General features: G+C 41.3%; 16 protein-coding genes. 5 read left to right on the top strand and 11 right to left on the bottom strand.

Annotated features, from left to right (window positions below; translation table 11 throughout):
- Nucleotides 1-4: 4 nt before the first annotated feature.
- Both rpoD and dnaG read right to left on the bottom strand, forming a co-directional pair.
- Entirely contained in the window at nucleotides 5-1879 is a 1875-nt protein-coding gene (gene rpoD / locus IT6_RS10540) for an RNA polymerase sigma factor RpoD (protein ID WP_206826454.1), read from the bottom strand.
- A gap of 51 nt (nucleotides 1880-1930) precedes the next feature.
- Entirely contained in the window at nucleotides 1931-3721 is a 1791-nt protein-coding gene (gene dnaG, locus IT6_RS09765) for a DNA primase (protein ID WP_206826451.1), read from the bottom strand.
- A 99-nt stretch (nucleotides 3722-3820) separates the two neighbouring features.
- Here dnaG and IT6_RS09760 point away from each other — a divergent pair, with 99 nt between their 5' ends.
- The 3 genes from IT6_RS09760 to IT6_RS09750 all read left to right on the top strand — a co-directional run bounded on the left by IT6_RS09760 (nucleotide 3821) and on the right by IT6_RS09750 (nucleotide 6802).
- Entirely contained in the window at nucleotides 3821-4936 is a 1116-nt protein-coding gene (locus tag IT6_RS09760) for a DUF362 domain-containing protein (protein WP_206826449.1), read from the top strand.
- Nucleotides 4937-5067: 131 nt separating this feature from the next.
- Nucleotides 5068-5799: a nucleoside triphosphate pyrophosphohydrolase gene (gene mazG, locus IT6_RS09755; protein ID WP_242524216.1), complete on the top strand. Its 732-nt coding sequence runs from the start codon at nucleotides 5068-5070 to the stop codon at nucleotides 5797-5799.
- A 178-nt stretch (nucleotides 5800-5977) separates the two neighbouring features.
- Entirely contained in the window at nucleotides 5978-6802 is an 825-nt protein-coding gene (locus IT6_RS09750; RefSeq protein WP_242524215.1) for a M14 family metallopeptidase, read from the top strand.
- Nucleotides 6803-7260: 458 nt separating this feature from the next.
- Here the strand turns inward: IT6_RS09750 and IT6_RS09745 are convergent, their stop codons facing one another.
- The 9 genes from IT6_RS09745 to IT6_RS09705 all read right to left on the bottom strand — a co-directional run bounded on the left by IT6_RS09745 (nucleotide 7261) and on the right by IT6_RS09705 (nucleotide 19194).
- The gene (locus tag IT6_RS09745) at nucleotides 7261-7962 is read right to left on the bottom strand and encodes a lysophospholipid acyltransferase family protein (protein ID WP_242524214.1); all 702 of its coding nucleotides are present in this window, start codon (nucleotides 7960-7962) and stop codon (nucleotides 7261-7263) included.
- Between the two features lie 79 nt (nucleotides 7963-8041).
- A complete protein-coding gene (gene aat / locus IT6_RS09740; RefSeq protein WP_134440741.1) occupies nucleotides 8042-8704 on the bottom strand; it encodes a leucyl/phenylalanyl-tRNA--protein transferase in 663 nt (220 codons plus the stop codon).
- Between the two features lie 48 nt (nucleotides 8705-8752).
- Complete coding sequence (locus IT6_RS09735; RefSeq protein ID WP_134440742.1) at nucleotides 8753-9991, bottom strand: CinA family nicotinamide mononucleotide deamidase-related protein; 1239 nt, start codon at nucleotides 9989-9991, stop codon at nucleotides 8753-8755.
- Nucleotides 9992-10024: 33 nt separating this feature from the next.
- Entirely contained in the window at nucleotides 10025-13042 is a 3018-nt protein-coding gene (gene secA / locus IT6_RS09730) for a preprotein translocase subunit SecA (RefSeq protein WP_134440743.1), read from the bottom strand.
- Nucleotides 13043-13158: 116 nt separating this feature from the next.
- Nucleotides 13159-14352 (bottom strand): S1C family serine protease, encoded by a 1194-nt coding sequence (locus IT6_RS09725; protein ID WP_206826439.1) that lies wholly within the window; start codon nucleotides 14350-14352, stop codon nucleotides 13159-13161.
- A 102-nt stretch (nucleotides 14353-14454) separates the two neighbouring features.
- Nucleotides 14455-15531 (bottom strand): anthranilate phosphoribosyltransferase, encoded by a 1077-nt coding sequence (gene trpD, locus IT6_RS09720; RefSeq protein ID WP_134440745.1) that lies wholly within the window; start codon nucleotides 15529-15531, stop codon nucleotides 14455-14457.
- A gap of 15 nt (nucleotides 15532-15546) precedes the next feature.
- The gene (carA, locus tag IT6_RS09715; RefSeq protein ID WP_206826437.1) at nucleotides 15547-16746 is read right to left on the bottom strand and encodes a glutamine-hydrolyzing carbamoyl-phosphate synthase small subunit; all 1200 of its coding nucleotides are present in this window, start codon (nucleotides 16744-16746) and stop codon (nucleotides 15547-15549) included.
- Nucleotides 16747-16903: 157 nt separating this feature from the next.
- Nucleotides 16904-18217, bottom strand: coding sequence for a dihydroorotase (locus IT6_RS09710; protein WP_206826429.1), 1314 nt, complete (start codon nucleotides 18215-18217; stop codon nucleotides 16904-16906).
- A gap of 23 nt (nucleotides 18218-18240) precedes the next feature.
- Nucleotides 18241-19194, bottom strand: a complete 954-nt coding sequence (locus tag IT6_RS09705; protein ID WP_134440748.1) for an aspartate carbamoyltransferase catalytic subunit — start codon at nucleotides 19192-19194, stop codon at nucleotides 18241-18243.
- Nucleotides 19195-19231: 37 nt separating this feature from the next.
- On the opposite strand from IT6_RS09705, the gene IT6_RS09700 reads away from it, so the two are divergent.
- Nucleotides 19232-19783 carry a LeuD/DmdB family oxidoreductase small subunit gene (locus IT6_RS09700; protein ID WP_206826427.1) on the top strand — a complete coding sequence of 184 codons (552 nt, stop codon included), beginning with the start codon at nucleotides 19232-19234 and terminating at the stop codon, nucleotides 19781-19783.
- Nucleotides 19784-19810: 27 nt separating this feature from the next.
- Complete coding sequence (gene leuB / locus IT6_RS09695) at nucleotides 19811-20953, top strand: 3-isopropylmalate dehydrogenase (protein ID WP_206826425.1); 1143 nt, start codon at nucleotides 19811-19813, stop codon at nucleotides 20951-20953.
- The last annotated feature ends 29 nt before the right edge of the window (nucleotides 20954-20982 follow it).

Raw genomic sequence — 20982 nt, 5'->3', positions numbered from 1 at the left:
AAGCTTAAAAAAGCTTATCTATTTCAAGGAATCCTTTCAGATGACGCAATCTTGTAGGATGTCGCATTTTCCTTAGAGCTTTAGCTTCGATCTGCCGAATTCTTTCACGAGTGACCCGAAACTGCTTGCCCACTTCCTCAAGGGTTCGTGGATAGCCATCTAACAATCCAAACCGTTGCTCAATAACGGTCCTTTCGCGTTCCGTCAATGTCGAAAGTACATCCTTAATTTTCTCTCTTAACAGGGAATAGCCGGTCATTTCAGAGGGATTTTCAGCAGCTTTATCTTCAATAAAATCTCCAAACGTCGTATCTTCGCTCTCCCCCACCTGTGCTTGAAGAGAAATGGGATGTTGAGCCATTTTAATGATCGTTCGAATCCTGTCCACGCTCATCTGGGTTTCATCCGCTATCTCTTCAGGGGTAGGCTCTCTACCGAGTTCCTGGATCAATTGTTTCTGAACACGCATCAACTTGTTAATCGTTTCAATCATGTGGACCGGAATTCGAATCGTCCGAGCTTGATCAGCAATGCTCCTTGTGATCGCTTGCCTTATCCACCATGTGGCATAGGTCGAAAATTTATAGCCTCTTCGATACTCAAACTTTTCGACCGCTTTCATCAGCCCCATGTTGCCTTCTTGAATCAGATCCAAAAAAGAAAGTCCACGATTGCTATATTTTTTTGCAATGGATATAACAAGCCTTAGGTTGGCCTCTACCATTTCACTTTTAGCCTTAATCGCTGTACTCAACCAGTTTTTTAATTCCTGATGTTTTTCTTTATAAACACAAAGAGGAAGTTGAATCTGCTTTTCTAGTTCCTTGAGTTTGGATTGAATGCACTCAAGCTGTTTCTGTTTTCCCTCCTCATCCACCCCATCATCCTTCTCGAAATTTTCCAAATCTTTTTCTACTCGGATAATCTCTTGATAGTAGATTTCACTGGTTTGAACGAAATCCTCGATAACCTTCTGTTTAAAATAAAACTTTTCAAATAGCTTTTCTAGGCATCCCTTTTGTCTTTGGATCTCTTTTTCCAAGCTCTTTCTTTCTTTAGACTTTTCCGGATATTCGATCAGCTGTGAATAAAGAAGCTCTTTTTTCTCGATCAACAACTCCAACCTTTCAATGAGATCAGGCAGTGTAGCCAAATATTCTTCGCGACATTCCACATGTTTGTCTTGGATAACGCGGTCAAAGCGCTCCTTACCCTGCATCAATTTTTTAGCCAAGTTTAAATATTCTTTTGCAATAAAATGAAAGCTATGCAAACAGCTTTTGACCATCGCTTCGGATTGCTCAATCCTCTTGGAAATTTCCACCTCCTGTTCGCGAGTCAAAAGGGGGACTTGGCCCATCTGCTTCAAGTACATTCGAACAGGATCATCAACGATATCGAGTTTGGATTCCTTGCCTTCAATCTCCTCTGCCTCTGAAACGGCTACCGGTTTAGCATTGTCAACATCTGAGCTGTCAATAATTTCGATTTCAAGGGTTCTTAGGAAATCATAAACCGCTTCAATTTCCTCCGGATTATTTACACTTTCAGGTAGCGACTCATTAATATCATCATAGGTTAAGTATCCCTGTTCCTTGGCTAATTTAATCAATGTCCTTAGCTTTTCCTGTTTATCGGGGGATTCTTCCCAAATCTTGGCAAGCCTAGAAGCGATCTGCCGATCTTCCAGAACAAGTAAATTAGATGAACAATTCTTATCCAAGGAAAAGTGGACGGGTAGTTCCTCTAAACTTTTTTCTTTCTGTTCCTCATTTCTACACTTATCTTCAGCCTCGAGGGGAGAGTTGTTTTGATGAGAAGTTGAATGGTTTGAAGACAGAGAGACAACATCATTATTTTTTTTGCTTTTCTTTTTCATAGAGAAGAGCTTTTGGAATCAGTCTTTGGACATTGACAATGAGTAGTAAAATTATAGAAGCTTTTTTCTTAAGTCAACAATCTCCTTCAATTTTGTGGAAATTTCTTTTCCCGATATTTTACCCAACTCGATTTGGAGTTTTATTTTCTCAAGACGTTTTTGAGTCCATAAAAGAAGCAGCTGATCTTTAAGAATCATAAAATGTTCTTCTTGTGCATAGCCTTCTTGATTTTCCCGAGCAGGATCAAACATAAAGGAAACTACGCTTCTTTTTTGCTCTAAGGGAAGAGTTTCAAGAAAATGGTTAACATCCATCCTTTTGACCGACTCCTTGCCGCTATCATAAAGTCTTAGGAGCAAATCTCCTCCAGGTATATCAGATAGAACATCCGGAGCAAATATTTCTTTGAAACGGGCAATATACTCTGGATATTCCATTAAAAACCAAAAGCTTTCTAATATGGCTGGACATATCTTTTCTTCCCAAACCTGCTGTTCTTCTTGATCTTCCTTATCGTGTTGCAAAAATTGGCTGGTGGTTGTGCTTAAATGTTCTAATTTTTTCTCGAAAACTTCCAAGCTAATTCCTAACCGAGCAGCTACCTCTAAACAAGCTGTATGGCGCCTTATTGGATCATTGATTTTAACCAGAACCCCAACCATCTTTTCAGCAATTTTACTCTTGCCCAAGGCTTGCTGGGGAGAATATTCCATGCAAGCCTTGTTCAACACAAACGAAGGATAAGGAAGAGCATTTTCAATCACCTTCTCAAAGGCCTCTCTTCCATTTTTAGAAATGAGGCTATCGGGATCTTCTCCGGGAGGCAGTTGGGCTATTTTAACTTCAAGACCTTCAGCCAAGAGTATATCCAATGCCCTAATCGCTGCATCTTCCCCAGCTCTATCTCCATCGTACGCTACAATCACCTCCGAACAAAATCTTTTCAACAAAGCTGCTTGATACTCTGTTAATGCGGTACCCTGGGTCGCCACAGCCATTGAAAACTGGACGGCATGCAACCGGATCAGATCAATATGTCCTTCACACAGAATCGCCTTCCCACTCTCTGCAATCGCCGTTTTTGCCTTATGAAATCCATAAAGAATTTTACCTTTCGTAAAAATAGGACTTTCAGGAGAATTGAGATATTTAGGTCCTTTGTCTCCTTCGATAAGCCTCCCACTAAAACCTACTATTTTTCCCGTTTCATCCGATATCCTGAAAATAAGTCTTCCCCTGAAACGGTCATATATTTTGGAACTCTCTGTCCGGACAACAAGACCTGCTGGCTCAAGCAACTCCAGGTAATCCTTTTTCCCTGATGCCCATCTAAGCAATCCATCCCACTTGTTTGGGGCATATCCAAGACCAAAGGCTTTGGCTATTTCCAAATCAATGTTTCTTTCCCTCAGATAGGCTCTTGCAGGCTCTCCAGAAGGCTCTTCAAATAAAATCCTTGTCCAGTATTCAGCAACGGCTTCATGAAGTTCCCATAATTTCAGCTTTTTTGTCAAGGGCTCATTTTTTTCTTCAGACCGAAAAGAGGAGGGAAAACTCAATCCAGCCCTTCGGGCAAGATGTTTTAATGCCCCCATGAAATCAAGCTTTTCATAGGCCATGATGAAATCAAAGACCGTACCCCCATAACCGCTACTAAAGCATTTAAAAAGTTGTTTTTGAGGATCGACAAAAAAAGAAGGCGTCTTTTCTCTCTTAAAGGGACTGAGAGACTTATACTTGGACCCCGCCTTTTTCAACACCACATATTCGCTTACCACTTCAACAATATCGTTGGCTTGACGTACTCTTTCGATGAATTCCTTAAAATCGATTTTATCCATCTAGAAAGTAGAAATGAGCGGCTCTATTGTTTCTTTTTGTTTTTAACCAATTTAAGTTATTATGAATAAAAACCGAACAAAAATTATATTTTTTTGCTGATGACCATTGTTTACCTCATATTGTTTTGTTTTTTGGCTTATCCCCTTTATTCAATCCAAGCTGCTGAAAAACACCGGGTGATCGTTGTTGAAAATTCGGCTTCAATCAGCGGATACGAAGTCAATCCTTCTCTAGTCAAGGCTATGTTTCAATCCGCGCTCAAAAGCTATACCTTGAAATCCTCGGTGAAAGAAGCCTGGACAACCTTTTTCCACATTAGCCCAAAAGATGTGATTGGCATAAAGATAAACGCGACAGGAGGAACAGTGATGTCCACAAGAAAAGCACTGGTTAACGCCATCGCTGAAAGCCTCATCGAAGCGGGTGTCCCTTCCCAGCACATCATTGTCTGGGATAAATATGAAGATGACCTTTATAATGCAAGCTATCTTCCCCTGGATGAAAACAGCCGTTTTTTTGTCAAATCGGTTATCCCGCAAACGGGTTTTGACCCTAAGGTTTTTTATGTTAACGAAATTCTGGGCAAACTTATATGGGGAGACATGCTTTTCCAAGGGCTCAAACCTTCTCCCACACAAATCAAACAGCCTTCAGACTCCGAAGAAAACGTCGCTCGATTATACGAAAAGGGAGTTCCTGTAAGTAGCCTGGAAAGACGCGTGAGTAATAAGTCCTTCTATGCAAGACTTGTTACACAAATCTGTTCTAAGATTATCAACGTACCTGTCCTTTCAGATAGTTCCAACATAGGGCTGAACGGCTGCCTGGCTTCACTTGCCCTAGGCATGGTGGATAACACCCGAAGGTTTCAAGGTGAGGGAGTTTGGGGAGATCCAGCGGTAGCTGAAATACTCGACCAACCTTTGGTAAGAAAAAAAACCATTCTTCATGTCATGGATGCTCTGATTGCTGGATTTGCAGGAGGACCACAATTTAACCCTGAATACTCGGTCGTTTTAGGAACTATTTATCTGAGTACAGATCCGGTAGCCATTGATTCTCTTGTTCTTCCCTTACTCGATTCGTGGAGGCAAAATGCAAGAATTCCCCCTTTAAGTCCGTGTGCTCATTATATTCAAACGGCCGAAGATTATGGATTAGGGACAGCTAATCGCAAGAACATCCAGGTCATAAAAAGTTCTTTTTCTCCTTAGCTTCAAAAAAAAGAACGTAAGGTTGTTTAAAAGAACATTTATTTGTATTTTATGATCACGTTTTTTTTTGAGCTCTTATGAATCAGCCTGAATCGCTTCCTCTTGATCCCCTTTTAAGAGTACTAACAATAATGACCATACTGAGGTCTCCCCAAGGATGTCCTTGGGACAGAGAACAGACCCATAGAAGTTTAAAAACGAAATTGATCGAAGAATGTTACGAACTGCTTGAAGCCATCGATCAAGAAGATCAGTTCTCCATGAAAGAAGAACTTGCAGACATTCTGCTTCATGTTCTTTTTCATGCCCAAATAGCTCAAGAAGAAGGAAACTTTTCTTTTTGGGATGTCCTAGACTATCTTTCTGCCAAACTTATTCGTCGGCATCCTCATGTTTTTGGTTCTCAATCCGCTTCTACCACTGATGAGGTTTACAAAAATTGGGAAAAAATTAAAAAAGAAGAAAAACCCGATAGAGAAAGTCTCTTTGATGGTATACCCATATATCTTCCCGCATTAATAAAAGCGATGAAACTGCAGTCCAAGGCTTCAAAAATCAACTTAGACTGGAAAGATTCTCAAGGCCCTCTTTCAAAAATTCAAGAAGAACTCAGTGAAATCCAAGAAGCTTGCAAAGAAAAAAACGAAGAAAAGATTAAAAAAGAAATCGGTGATCTCCTCTTTTCGGTGGTAAACTTTTCAAGGCTACTTGGAATTGATCCCGAAGAGGCCCTCGCTGAATCTTCCCTGATCTTCGAAAAAAGATGTCGGTTTATTGAACAAGAATTGAAAAATGACAGTTATCCAGAAGCTTCCAAGGATCTCGACAAGCTTTGGCAAAAAGCCAAGGAGAAATACCCTTAAAGGGCATTTTTCAATGAGCTTGACCGCTACGTAACTTAGTTGATCTAACCTTTTTTGATCCTCATGAACAGGACCCTAAATTATTTATTGGCCTTACTTTCATCTTATCGTTATTGCCAATCAACTTTTTTTCTATCAAACTCAACAATATATTTTAAGAAAAGCTAATCCGACGACTATGACCGTAGCCTTTCATGATCCTCTATGGGTGCATAAAAAGATGGCGCAGATTGCCAAGGGATTGGGATGGAAAAGAAAACTGCTCTGCACTGTCACAAGATCGCTTCCAGTCGAAGCTTTTTATTCTCCCCCCTGCTCCGTCCGCTCTACAGCCGTTAAACGTGTCTATATTTCCGCTGGAATACACGGAGATGAGCCTGCAGGAGTCCTTGCTCTTATTCAATGGCTAGAAAATTTTCGGCCTTCCCTCCTTTTTTCTTACCATTTTACCCTTATTCCCTTGATTAACCCTTGGGGGTTGAAACATAACAGTCGACTTAACGAACACGGAGTTGATCTTAACAGATCCTTTCAGAATGTGAATCTCTCTCCTATCAAGGAAATCCGGTCATTTCTAGAAGCCCAACAACCTTTTGATCTCTGCCTACTCCTTCATGAAGACTATGACGCCCATGGAATTTACCTCTACGAAATTCCATCCAACCTTCAACTAGGAAGAAAAATTCTGGATGAAGTATCAAAAACATTCTTGATAGATAGTCGACCTAAAATAGAAGGAAGGAAACATGACGGCGGGGTTCTTTCTCGTCCCTTACAGAAAAGTCGTTTTGAAAAAATAGGATATCCTGAGGCAGTTTATCTCTATTTTCAATTCAAATGCAAAAGAATATATACAATAGAAACCCCTTCAGAATGGGACATCGAGAAGAGAATTAAAGCCCACACTCAAGTCATTGATACAGCTCTTTCGCTGATCGCAGAAGAAACCACTGATCACGCTTTGGAAGACAACCATGCTCTTTCTAGCCCAAAGCCTCATTGAGCTTGGGCGGTTTTACCGATGATTTATACTCTGAAATTACCTCCGGCAAAGTCCAGCTGACACCTACTTCGCGTTCTTGGATGGATAGATGTCTAGCCGTCTTGTGAAAGCTTCTCAACCGACAGGTCCCAGTTTTTTTTTGCTTTGTGATCGCTTTCTTTTCAAGCATTTTGAGCCACTCGGTCAGTCCCATTTGCTTAACCGGACCGTGATAATCTTACCTTCAAAATCAAGAGATAACGGCATGTAAGACTCCTCTAGTCTTGATCAGTTGATTTTGACGCCCAGATGCAGAGCTAGCCGCTCTATCCTTATTCCTTTTGTGGTCCTGTTGTTGAGCTGCTGCAAATCCGCCCATAAGCTTCGTCGTCACAAAAGATATTAACCATGGTTACCCAAAATAGGGGTAGAAACAACTACGGCGGTTATCCTTTGACATTTTCATTATCTTTAAATCTTTACCGGATACGACGTGGATTTTCTTTCCATCTTTGTTGAGCTGAACAAGGCCATTCAAAAGGTTCAATGTTGTGTTGTTTAACAAGCTGCCAAAAATACAAAAGCAGACTATCATGGATTCGCTTTGTTAACTCGGCTCTTTTTTCTGTTCTTTCTGGAAAAATAAGTTCTCCAAATTTCACAAAAATTCTTGGTTTATAAAACCATGTCTTAGGTTGATAGAGAAGATCTGAGCCTATGATGACCACTGGCAAAATTGGACATTGGGAGAGTTGAGACAAGATTGCAGGGCTAAAAGATAAACTAGCTCCAAGTAAAATAGAATTCTTTCCATGTCTAATTCCTCTTTCCGGGAACAGTCCTACAAGTCTTCCCGCTTTCAACCTGCTGACAATGGATTTTGCAGCCTTAGGATCCATCCGTTCCCTATCCACAGGAATAACGTTCAGATTGGTTAAGATCTGGCAAAGAACAAGATCGTTAAAAAGCTTTCCATCAGCAACATAATCGATGGGTCGTGGCGCGTGCATTCCTAAGATAATGGGATCAAAATGGCTTATATGGTTAGAAACAAGTAAACAGCCTCCATTTAGGGGTATTCGATCTAGCCCATCGATATGAATCTTTGAGGAAAGATTTAATATCCTTTTGCAAATAAAGCCGGAAAAGAAAAAAAACCCGTCTCGTGCTTTCTGATTCATTGTAACCCGCAAAACGAACCGGAACAATCGACTTTTAATTTTTTTTTAATCAATGACAAGAAAAAGTTTCAAACAAGATTCAAATAAAACTGGCTGAAACTTTTAATGCCCGAGCTAATCTTTGGAGATATTCACAACGCGGAATATCTACAGCCCCCATTAAGCGGGTTACAGGTGTAGCTACCTGGGTATCAAAAAGAACAAAACCTCTTTCCTTTAAATGAGCTATTGTAAAAGCCAAAGCCGCCTTAGAAGCATCGGTCATTTTATGAAACATCGACTCACCCGCAAAGAAACCACCAATGGCAACCCCATACAATCCCCCTACCAACATCCCTTTTGACCATACTTCAACACTATGGGCATAACCAAAACGATGAAGATCAGTATAGGCTTTGATAAACCGGGGGCTAATCCAGGTATGTTCTCTACCGGGAGCGGGTTTAGCACAATTTTTGATGACTTCAGTAAAACATTGGTTAATAGTAAACTGAAACTTTCCCTGCCTGATTTTCTGGGCAAGTCGCCTTGGAGCCTTAAAGAGCTCTATCTCGAAAATCGCTCGTGGATCAGGTGACCACCATGTTAAGGGTCTATCTGTCCAGGGGAATATTCCCGATCGGTAACCCGCAAGAAGCCTTGAAACGGATAAATCCCCTCCCACCGCGACCAAGCCATCAGGATCAGCCTTGGAAACATCGGGAAACTGTATCCGAAATAAATTAAGAATTACAGCAGCCACGTCTATATAAAATCAATAAAAAATAATTTAATGCAACTTTTAATTTACTTAACATTTAGGCAAATCTTTGCCTGTTATCATCCTCCTTAATAAGTCTATACCAAATTGAGAGACCAAACGTTTAAAGGTAAGTCGATCGGAAGGGAAAAATCGTTCATAAGCAATAGGTTTTGATCCTTTTCTTTGTATAGCTACCCACACCAGCCCTACCGGTTTTTCAGGACTTCCACCTTGGGGGCCTGCAATGCCCGTCACGGCCAAGGAAAGGTCAGCCCCACTGATTTCCAGGGCTCCCGAGGCCATCGCTTCGGCGACCTCTTTACTTACGGCACCGACTGAACTGATTAAACTTTTATCGACTTTAAGTTGAGTGATTTTTGCTTCATTAGAATAAGTAACCCAACCGTAGATAAAAGTCGCTGAACTCCCTGGAACATCGGTAAGCCTGCTGCTTATTAATCCTCCCGTACAAGACTCAGCCGTAGCAATCTTCACCTTTTTTGACGTTGCCTTTTCTATGACTACTTCTTCAAGGGATTTATCCTCCAAGGCATATAAATCGCTACCAAAGGTTTCAGTCATAAGATCCCTGGCTTTCGTCAATATCTCTTTGTCTTTAAATAATAAACGGAGGGCAACCTCTCCTGGGCTTTCGCAATAACCTATCTCTTCGACTCCTAAGCTTTTAAGCTTGGACTCAACCCTTTGCTGGATGACCGATTCAGCTAACCCAACAATTTTACAGATCGTCGTAAAAGGTTTTCTTAACTCAAATCGAGATTTCCACCATGGAACAACATGGTTTTTCCACATCGGTTCCAGCTCCCGAGGTGGTCCAGGAAGCATAATAAGGAGCCGGCCTTCCTTTTCGATAATCGATCCAGCGGCTGATCCATGATCATTTTCCAAAATGAGAGAGCCCTCTAAGAAAAGGGATTGTTTTTGGATAGCCCAACTGGGTGCAGCTATTCCAGCGCCATCATAGAAAGACTTAACTTTTTGAAACAGCTGAGGATGAAAAATTAAAGGCATACGTAGTGCTTCAGCTACCGCTTCCCTAGTCATATCATCAGAGGTTGGGCCCAACCCTCCAGTGACGATTGTAAGTTGAGATCGGTAAAAGGCTTCTCTAATGATCTCGACCAGATCCTTGCTATCCCTGGCCGCAATCTGTAAAGTAAGCTTTTCTCCTAGCAGAAAAAGTTCATGAGCCAAAAACGCCAAATGGGTATTAGTTTTTTGTCCCTGCAAGATCTCTGTACCCGTATTGATCAATTCAATTCTCATGAACAGGATCCTTATTGAAAACAAAAAAAGCTATTACTTAGCCTTTTTGTGTCTTTCTTCAGGATAGGGAAAATCCATGGCAATTTTTAAACAACATTTGGCTCCCTGAGCACCGCAACAATTCTTGAATTTTTTTGTTGGATCTAACGGACAAGGATCGTTTCTTCCCATTTTTGGTCCGGATCTTCTTACAGGAAGGCTCACTTTGGTTGATTTTTTTTCACGACCATCTTCTCCGTCTTCCTCATGCATAGGGGGTTGAACTCTAGCAAGTGGATCGACTTGTTGTTCACTTCGATTCAATGAAGTAAGAAACTGTTCAAAGGCTAAAACATTCGATGCGGACCGAAAAACATTATGGGCTATCTCTTTTTTGATCCGGTTCATAAGATCCTCAAAAAGGCTATAGGCTTCCTGTTTATATTCAATCAAAGGATCTTTCTGTCCATAAGCCCTTAAACCAATGCTTGCCCGAAGTCCGTCCATCGAATAAAGATGCTCTTGCCATAGCTTATCAATGGCCGAAAGAATAATGTATCTTTCAAGAGAAACCAGGTCCTGGGTATCTTCAAATTTAATCTTTAACTCGTAAGCTTTCTTTACCTTTTGTAAAATATAATCGATTATCTCTTCAGCAGAACCGATCTTTTCTATCTCATCTTCTCTCAGAGCTATCGGGAAAAGTTGGTTAACCCAATGGACAAGCCCTAGGTAATCTGCATTTTCTCCATTAGACAGTCTATTCTTAACCTCTCTATCTATGACTTCCTGGACAGCAGAAAATATTTCTTCCCTGGGATTATCCGTTTCCAAAACCTCGTTGCGGTAGCCGTAAACGACTTCTCTCTGCAAGTTAAGCACATCATCGTATTGAAGGGTATGCTTGCGAATCATGTAGTTTCTTTGTTCTACCCGTTTCTGGGCTGTAGCTACCGCTTTGGTCAACCATGGATGTTCCAACTCCTCATCTTCTTTCATTCCCATCTTGGTTAAAAGAGAACTGATTTTACGGGAATCCCCAAAATTTCTCATCAAGTCATCTTCAAGAGAAATGTAAAATTTCGAAACTCCTGGATCTCCTTGCCGAGCACACCTACCTCTCAATTGCAGATCAATCCTTCGTGCCTCATGTCTTTCGGTTCCCAGTACAAATAATCCTCCTAATTCAGCAACTCCTTGCCCCAATTTTATGTCTGTTCCTCTTCCTGCCATGTTGGTTGCAATGGTTACAGCACCCCGATACCCGGCTCGAGCTATGATTTCAGCTTCTTGTTGATGATGTTTCGCATTCAGTACGTTATGGGGAATATTTTCCCTTTTCAACATTCGGCTTAATAGTTCAGAGGCCTCAACAGAAATGGTTCCTACAAGAACAGGTTGTCCCTTGGCATGGAGTTCTTTAATCTTCTGTACAATGTTCTGGTATTTGGCTCGCCGGGTTTTGAAAATAGTATCTTCGTAGTCTATTCTTCTGCACGGTTTGTTGGTAGGAATCTCGACCACGTCAAGCTTGTATATATCGTGGAATTCATTGGCTTCAGTGGCTGCCGTACCAGTCATTCCAGCGAGTTTTTTGTAAAGCCTGAAATAATTCTGAATGGTTATGGTAGCTAAAGTCTGGGTTTCCCGGTCAATATGAACTCCTTCCTTGCACTCGATCGCTTGGTGTAATCCTTCACTCCATCTTCTTCCCGGCATCAACCTACCCGTAAATTCATCAACAATAATGACCTTGTTATCCTGGACGACATAATGAACATCTTTTTCGTAGAGGCAATAAGCACGGAGTAATTGAGAAACACAATGAATTCGTTCGGTGGCTTCTTCATATTTTTGTTGTGCTTGAAGCCTAATTTTTTCTTTTTCCCGGGGATCTAACCCTGGATTTCTTTCAAGCTCGTCAAAAAGGGCGACCAAGTCAGGAGGGGCGAAATAATCGGGATCTCCAGGGTTAAGATACTTTCTTCCCCTTTCGCTGATGTCCACCTCGTTATTTTTTTCATCAATTGAAAAAAGCAGCTCTTCTTTTAGAGCATAAAGTTCGGTCCTGCGAGAATCCTGGTATAAAGAAAGTTCAGCATCATCCATGAACCTTCTTGTTTCGGGATCTTCGAGCAATTTCATTAATTGCTTGTTCCTTGGCATCCCCAATTTGATCTTGAAAAGAAGCCTGCCGATCTTCTCCCTGTTAGCGGTTTTATCCTTAAGCAATCCTTGAATTTCTTCGGCCATTCGGGCACATTCGATAACCTGTTGTTGTACAAGCCGGCTTACTTGTGGATTGTAGCGTTCGTATTCCTGGTTCGTAGCCACCGTTGCAGGACCGGATATGATCAAGGGTGTACGGGCTTCGTCGATCAAAATACTGTCGACTTCATCGATAATCGCATAGAAATGACCTCTCTGGACTTTTTCTTCCTTTTGAGTCGCTATGCTATTATCTCGCAGATAATCGAAGCCAAATTCGCTGTTTGTCCCATAAGTAATATCACAAGCATATTGAGCCCGACGTTCTTCATAGGATTGTCCTTGTTGCAAACAACCCACGCTCAATTGCAAAAATTTGTAGATCTCCCCCATCCATTCACTGTCTCTGGCAGCAAGATAATCATTAACCGTTACGACATGCACCCCATTACCAAGAAGGGCATTCAAATAAACAGGAAGAGTAGCTACCAGTGTTTTTCCTTCACCCGTAGCCATTTCAGCAATTTTTCCCATGTGAAGGACAATTCCACCAAGGAGTTGGACATCGAAAGGAACCATGTCCCAGACGACTGGATGACCACGAACGATGATAACTTTAGAGCTTTCTTTAAATCTTCGGCAAACATGCTTAACGACGGCAAAAGCTTCCGGAAGCAGGTCATCCAGGCTTTCACCACCAGCAATCCGTTTTTTAAATTCGAAAGTTTTCTGGGCTAGATCTTCGTCGGAAAGTACAAAAAGCTCTTTTTCAAGCTCATTTATTTTTCGCACAATGGGCCAGAGCCTGCTCAACTCTCTTTCGTTTTTCGAACCAAATACCTTCTGAAGTAACTGCTTAATCATACACTTTTCCTTCCCTTCCTTATTCTCAAAAAAAAGAGAAAAGGGCTCCTTTTATTCTTTAAGATATACTATGGAAAAAATACACTGTTTTCTCTCTAATTTCGAATAGCAAAAATCTATCGTGCAAACACCTCTACTGTCGAAGTTTGACTAAGAAAAAAACCTTGGCTTTCTCTAATCACCATAACGGTCATAAGCACTCCTTCGCCACTTTTAATATCTTTTAAGAGTTGAGGATAAAACTCCAGTTCATCAATTCGCCGATTCCCAATACCTAAAATAATCATTCCAGATTTAATTCCTGCCTTAGCTGCTGGTCCATTGGGATCTACATCCGATACTAAAAGTCCCATTCCTTCCTGTACGCGGAAAGCTTCAGCTAAATCCTGGTTGATTTCTTGCACATGCAATCCAAACTTTTTTGCTAATAACTCTTCAATATTGAACTTTGTCGGATTAGTAGATCCCCCTTTAAGTTCAGCTAAAGCGTCTCGATAAAAAATATTCACCTTTCTAGCCGGAATAGCAAATCCTATCCCTTCAATCGCTTCTCCTGCAAATTTTGCTGAACTAATACCTACAAATTTTCCAGAAATATCCACTATTGGTCCTCCGCTATTCCCTGGATTAATCGCTGCATCTGTTTGGAGTAACCCTTCTATTTTACCGTTCTCTGTTTCGATCGTTCTATTCATAGCGCTTAATATTCCCTTGGAGACACTATTTTGATAGCCCACTGGGTTTCCCAGAACAATAACGGTTTGCCCAAGCAAGGTGGGAGAAACATTTTGAATGTCTAAGAAAGGGAAAGCCGTCTTCGAGTCCATTTTTAAAAGAGCCAGATCGGCAGAGGGATCTACCGCTAAAATTTTAGCTTCAATAGCGGTTTTCCTTTCATTTAATGTAACTTGAACCTTGCGATCGATCGACCGTTCAACGACATGTGCACAGGTAATAATGTAACCTTCGGCACTGACAATAACCCCTGAGCCTAGGCTTTTGACCTTTTCCTTATAGCTGTAATAGCGGCCAAAAAAAAGATCGAAGGGATCTTGCACCCTCTTTTGCACTATTCTTTCCGAACTGATATTGACGACAGCAGGCATGACCTTTTTAACGACTAAAACAGTCGGTTCGTCTTCGGCTTGGTAAAGCTTGCTATTTTGAGATTGAACAGAAAGAACAGGAAAAGAAAACAATAGAATAAAATAGAGCCCTTTTCTCAAAATAAACAAAGAAGAGGGTCTTCTAAAAAAGGAAGAAAAAAGGCTCAAGAGAGAATTTTTATTAGGAATGAAAAAACAGCTCATTGAGATCCGATCTTTTTACGATTTTGGGATTCTATTCGAAAAAATAAAAAAAAGATTTATGTTAGCTTTCTTTGACTACCCACTTAATTTGTCTTTCCTCCTTCAAGGACATTCTTTTCTCCAACCCAATGCGAACCGCCTTGCTTGAGTCAATTTTTTATAAACCATTCCCGAATCTATCGCCTGTTCAATAGACTCAAGGGCATCTTCAAGCCGTCCATCCCAACCCCAACTTAAAAGTCCCAAAAAAGAATTAGCTACAACAAGCCCCCGAGCATACCCTTTGATTTCACCTTTAAAAATAGCTTCGATTAAGCTGGCACTCTCCAGGGCACAATCTACAATGACATCATTAATAGATCCAGAGAAATAACCCCTTTGGATAGCATTCTTAGTTAAAATTGGCCTAAGTGTTTCTAGAGAAAGACCCCTAGCTTTCCCCCGTCCTTCAACTCCGATCTCACCTATTGGGTTATATTGTTCATCGACACCATACACAACAACCGGTTTTTCAACCCCTAAACGGCGAAAAGCCCCCTCGAAAAGATCGATATGTTCTTCTTTAAAAACACCCGTAAGCTGGGTTTTAGGCCTGGCTGGATTAAGTAACGGTCCAAGGAAATGAAATAGAGTTTGAACTTTCTTTTCAGCTAGCTTTTTCCTTACCGGTGCAAGTCGAGCAAAACAGGGATGGTAATCCGGGGCAAAAATAAAAGCAAACCCCAGTTCCATCAAAGAGCTATAAAGACCTTCGGGGGGAAGCCTGTAGGCTATACCCAGTTTTTCAAGTACATCTGCACTTCCTGAAACTTTGGTTATGCCTCTATTCCCATGTTTGACAACGGGAACTCCCAGCGTGGAAAGGACAAAAGCAATCGCTGTTGAAACATTAAAAAGGCTCAGTCCTCCCCCTCCCGAACCACAACAATCAAAGAGAGGTTGATCTTTCCAGCTTTCTTGAAAAGGAAGTTTAACACTTTTTTGCAAAAACCCTTTTGCAAAAAAAGCCAGTTCATCTGCAGTGAGACCACGTTTGGAAAGAAACAGCAAAAAATTCTCTTTTTCAAGATCACTCACAGAGGGATCCAAAAGAAACTCTACTGTGTCATGGGCTTGCTCTTCATCCAACTCCACAGCTGAGCTTAGAAGCTGACCAAGGTTATGGCATTTCAGTGGCATCTTAACAAGTTATCTTCAGGTTTTATTTCCCTTAACTTTATTGAAAAAAAATTCAAAATAACTTAAAGCATCGTGAGGTCCCGGAGAAGCTTCAGGATGGTACTGGACAGAAAAAAGCGGGAAAGATTCATGAACAAAACCTTCTATAGTCCCATCACTAAGATTAATTTCACTGACTTTAAGTCCTTCTGGCAGAGTGTCAGCACTCACTGCATACCCATGATTCTGGGAAGTAATTTTAATCGTTGAATCAAAAAGATTTTTTACAGGATGGTTAGCTCCACGATGCCCAAATCGCAATTTGAAAGTTTGTGCTCCAAGGGCAATAGCCAGGAGCTGATGACCTAAGCATATTCCAAAAATAGGTTTTTTACCTAAGAGAGGTTTTATTTGAGCATGTAATTTTTTAAATAAGGCTGGATCACCTGGGCCATTGGATAAAAAGATTCCATCGGGATCAATATCCAAAACCGCTTGCGAAGACGCATAGGCCGGGAAAACGTATAAATCAAATCCCTGCTGGCGCAAAAAACGCAGGGTAGAAAATTTAACACCAAAATCTAAAACTGCGAGTCGATAAGAAGGTTGAGCTTGCTGCTTTAGCTTTTCTCTCCACTTTCTAATCAACTCTTTTTTTCCTTCGGTTAATGGATTTGCTTTAGCCATTTGTTCTATGATGGGATTAAAGAGCTCTTCTTCATTCCATCTATACATCCGAGGAGTAGTCAGCTCAGCTATAAAATCTATCTTTGAATAATCCCACCCATGGGCTAATTTCATGGCATCCTTTCTTTCCATGTCTTCGGTTGTCAATACCCCCCTAAGAACCCCTGCTTCCCTTAGATGCAGGGTCAGCCTGCGAGTATCCACTTTTTGTATTCCCATCACCCCTTCATTTTTTAAGAAATCGGGAAGACTCCAAAAACTTCTCCAGTTACTCGCTACAGGTGAGAGGGATCGAATGACTAAGCCAGAAACCTGAATAGCCCGGGATTGATGGTCAAAAGGATTTATGCCATAATTACCAATTTCAGGATAAGTCAGGCAAACAATTTGACCTCTATAAGAGGGATCAGTCAGTATCTCTTGATAACCAGTCATTGAAGTATTAAAGCAGACTTCCCCAACGACTGTGCCTTCCGCTCCAAAGGATTCACCTTCAAAAACGGTGCCATCTTCAAGAATTAAGAAAGCTTTCCTAGGGTATTTTTTCATTTGATCAGGGTAAGGACCTTCCCCCCTTTTTTTATTTTTAAAAAGTGCAGATTTTTAACTTAGAGGCAATTTTTAAATGAGTGGGATTAAAAAATAATTGGTTATAAAAATAAACAGACTTACAAAAAACAATATAGAACAAATTGATCACAAGAACCTATTTCACAACCAGATCCTTTCCTTCCATTTTCCAAACGATCTGCCCCTCCACCATCGTCAAGACTACTTTTCCTTTCAATGACAAGCCCTCAAAAGGTGTATTTCTTCCCTTGGATAAAAACTGGCTAGCTTCTACTGTCCATTCCGCTCCAAGATCCAGTAGAATAAGATCAGCTGAAGATCCATAATCTAAAGAAGGCTGTGGAAGGCCAAGAACTCGGCTTGGACCTAGGGTCAACCGGCTAAACAGATCGAGTAAGCTCATTTTCTTCGAGAAATAAAGTTCCTTAAGACAGACAGCCAAGAGAGTCTCAAGTCCAACCACCCCGAAAGGAGCCTTTTCAAACTCCACCTCCTTTTCAAAGACAGTATGAGGAGCATGATCTGAAGCAATCACCTCGATTGTTCCATCTACTATAGCCTCGATTAAAGCCTCCCTGTCTTTTTGTCCTCTCAAGGGCGGATTCATCTTGAACCGGGTGTCATAATCTCTCAGTGCCGACTCAGTCAAGGCTATGTGATGAGGGCAAACTTCAGCACTAATCGGTATCCCCCTTTTTTTTGCTTCCCGGAGTAATCTTACAGAACCCTCGGTGGTCAGATGCTGTAAATGGATACGAGCTTGGGTCTTTTCACAAAGAAGGATATCGCGGCTAACCATTATCTCCTCTGCTACGCTTGGCCAACCCGGTAATCCCAAAAGAGTACTCCAATACCCTTCGTTCATTACCCCACCATTAGATAGAGCCGTATCTTCACAGTGATCAAGAATAGGAACATTGAGGATCGAAGCAAATTCCATTGCTAGATACATCATGCGGCTATTTTGCACGCAATTGCCATCATCCGATAAGGCTATTGCTCCTGCTTGAACAAGCGATTGGAAAGGAGAGAGTTTTTCTCCCCTGCGTCCTTCGGTGATACAACCGGTAGGATATACCTTCACTACGGCTTCTTTCTCAGCTTTCTTTCGGATCCAGGTAATCGTATCGGGATTATCAGTCGGCGGTATGGTGTTAGGCATAGCCACTACCGTGGTTATGCCTCCAGCTGCTGCAGCCAAGGTGCCTGTTCGAATCGTTTCTTTTCTTGTTTCTCCAGGTTCTCGTAAATGCACGTGCATATCAATTAAGCCTGGGGCAATAATCAATCCTTGGGCATCTATCCGTAACCACTGGAAATCTGCTGGAAAGTCAGTGGGATCAACAATTTTGCCTCCAGCAACATAGAGATCCCCGATTTCATCTCTACGAGACAAAGGATCAATCAGTCTGCCAGAAGAAATATGAAAACCGGTTTTTTTATTGTCCATTTTATGAAGAAATTGATTGTTGTTTAAGTTGCTTTATTTCTACTCAGAAGGTAATAAACGGCCATTCTTACAGCTAGCCCATTTTCAACTTGCCTCAAAATAGCCGATTTTTCGGAATCAGCAAGCTCGCTTTCGATCTCTACCCCCCTTTCTACAGGTCCTGGATGCATGATAAGAACATCCTTTTTGCACTTCGCCAACCTTTGCTTGGTGAGTCCATAGGAAGCTATATATTCGTTCAAGGAAGGGAACAGTTCTGTCTTTTGCCTTTCATGTTGGATGCGCAACAAAACTATACAATCCGCATCGGGAAGAGACTGGTCCAGATCATAACTGATTTCAGCGCCAAAATCCCTAAAATAGACTGGGAGCATAGTCTTGGGCCCCACAAACCTGACTTTTGCTCCATATTTTGAAAGAGCCCAGAAGGTTGAACGAGCGACCCGACTATGGAGAATGTCTCCCACGATTAAAATATTAAGCCCACTAACCGTTCCAAAATGTTCCTCAACGGTCATCAAGTCGAGTAGTCCTTGAGTGGGGTGTTCGTGAGCCCCATCACCTCCATTAATGACAGAAATCTGAAGCAGTTTTGAAAGAAAATAAGGTGAACCCGCAGCAGGATGACGTATAATAAGATAATCGATCCCTAATGCTTCCAGATTTTTGACTGTATCTTTTAAAGACTCTCCTTTCTGTATTGAACTTGATTTGTAGTCGATCGATAAAAATGAGATTTCCAGTTTTTGTGCGGCTATCTCGAAAGAGACCCGAGTGCGCGTGCTGGGTTCAACCATCAAAGCCACCGCAGTATGTCCCATCAAAGAAGGGATAGGTTCATTTTGCTTGAGTTTTTTCTTAAAGTCCTTGGCAATGAGCAAGATAGTTTCTATCTCCGAACGATCCAGCTGTTCCAAAGATATTAAATCTTTTCTTTTCCACTTTCTTTTTATTTCATCAAGTTTTAACTTTTGCATTAACCAGTGAAAATATAAAAAGAAATTGAACAAGAAAATGGCAAAAAGAATTTTTGGTAAGGCTTTTGTGTTAAAAGATAATATTGATACCGATCAAATCATTCCTGCACAATATCTTATGTACCTGCCGACCGTGCCCGAGGAACTCGAAAAGCTGGGTAGTTTTGCTCTCTCTGGATTACCTGAATCGAGCTATCCGCAGCGTTATGTCGAAGCTGGAAGATCCAAAACCGAATATCCTGTTATCATTGCCGGTAAAAACTTTGGCTGCGGTTCATCCAGGGAACATGCTCCCATAGCTTTGGCTGCTGCGGGCTGCAAGGTCATTATTGCTCGCAGTTATGCACGCATTTTTTTCCGCAACTGCATCGCCACTGGAGCACTCTACCCTTATGAAATCCAAGAAGAGATTCCAAAAGAAATTCATACCGCTCAAGAAGTCGTTGTAGATCTTGAACAGGAATTGCTTATTATTGACGATAAGGTGTTTGCTTTAAAACCCCTTGGTGATGCTAAAGCGGTCATTGAAGCGGGTGGAATTTTTAATTATGCAAAAAAGTCAGGAATGATCCCGACAAAAACGCATTGAATTGATGGAGTTTCTTTTTTTATCCTTATGAAAACCTATCGTGTAGCTGTTTTATCTGGAGATGGTATAGGACCGGAACTTGTTCGTGCCACTATTCCTATCCTTAGATTGGCTTCCCACTTATACGGTTTTGAGTTAATTTTCGAAGAAGCTTTAGTGGGAGGAACCGCCATTGAGGCGACAGGCAAAGCCCTTCCTCTTGAAACCCTAGAAATTTGTAAAAGGTCCCAAGCGATTTTTTTTGGAGCCGTCGGAGGCAAACAATGGGACAGTCTTCCTCCTGAAAAACAACCTGAACGAGCAGCTCTTCTTCCTTTAAGAAAGACTTTTTCGCTTTTTGCCAACCTAAGACCTGTATCTTGTTATCCCGAATTGCTCGATGCTTCTCCATTGAAACCGCAAATCGCTTCTGGAGTAGATCTGATCATCGTTAGAGAACTGACTGGAGGAATCTATTTCGGTCAACCCAAAGGTAAAATATATACTGAGCAGGGAGAAAAAGCGATCGATACCCTCGTCTATGAAACCTCCGAAATAGAAAGAGTAAGCGCCGTCGCTTTCGAGATCGCTTTACGGCGCAGGAAAAAATTAACCCTTGTCGATAAAGCCAATGTCTTGGAATCGAGTGTTCTTTGGAGGAAAACCGTCAAAGAAATTGCTAAAAACTATCCTGATGTCCAACTTAATTTCATGTATGTTGACAATGCCGCTTTGCAACTGGTGTTAAAACCTGCACAGTTCGACGTTATTCTCTGTGAAAATCTTTTTGGCGATATCCTCAGCGATGAGGCTGCGGGCATTGCTGGTAGCCTAGGGCTTTTGGCCAGTGCTTCCATTGGCTCAACAAAATTTGGACTGTACGAGCCAGCTGGAGGATCAGCTCCCGATATAGCTGGGAAAAACATAGCTAATCCCATTGCTCAAATCTTATCCGGTGCACTGATGTTCGAATACAGTTTCCAAGAAGAAGAGGCTGCACAAGCGATCAGAACAGCCGTAGGTGACGTCTTAAAAGAGGGTTACCGGACGGCGGATATCGCCCAAGACCCTTCTTATATCTGTACAACTGAACAATTTGCTGATAAAGTTGCCCAAAAGCTTGAAGAAAATTTTAAAAGCAAAAAAGAACCGGTTTTCTCAGAAAAAAACCTTAAAAATTCTTCCTTCTAAATTTTATTGTTTCTACATTTATTATGGAA

This window comes from Methylacidiphilum caldifontis (assembly GCF_017310505.1).
GTDB classification, from domain to species: domain Bacteria; phylum Verrucomicrobiota; class Verrucomicrobiia; order Methylacidiphilales; family Methylacidiphilaceae; genus Methylacidiphilum; species Methylacidiphilum caldifontis.
The sequence above is the reverse complement of the archived record's forward strand: the minus strand, read 5'-3'. Positions and strand labels throughout refer to the sequence as shown.